We start from the raw sequence: 323 nt of genomic DNA, 5'->3' as shown, positions 1-323 counted from the left end.
GGAGCAGATGATGGCCGACGCCGCACAGCATGGGCTGGGCGACGGCTACGTCTTCCCGGTTCACGGCCGTAGTGGCCTGCTGGGGAGCCTCAGCATCGGCGGCGTTCCGGTCGATCTGTCGCCGGTGGAGATGTCGCTGTTCTGCGGCGTGACCCACAAGGCATTCTGGCGGCTGCTCGAATTGCGTGGCGACGCCGATGCACTCGATAGCCCGACTCTGATGGAGACACCGCTGACGCGGCGCGAGCTGGAGATCCTGCATTATCTCGCCGACGGCATGACCTCGATCGAAATCAGCAAGCTGCTCAGCATCTCCAACCACA

At 63.8% G+C, this 323-nt stretch carries 1 protein-coding gene; it reads left to right on the top strand.

Going from position 1 to position 323, the window contains the following annotated elements:
- A partial coding sequence (locus tag SB659_RS19245) for an autoinducer binding domain-containing protein (protein WP_410551550.1) occupies window positions 1-323 on the top strand: 323 nt, incomplete at both ends.

The sequence above is a fragment of the Arthrobacter sp. SIMBA_036 genome (assembly GCF_046535135.1).
In the GTDB taxonomy this organism is placed as follows: Bacteria; Actinomycetota; Actinomycetes; order Actinomycetales; family Micrococcaceae; genus Arthrobacter.
Note: the sequence above shows the minus strand (reverse complement) of the source record. Positions and strands in the feature narration are given on the sequence as shown.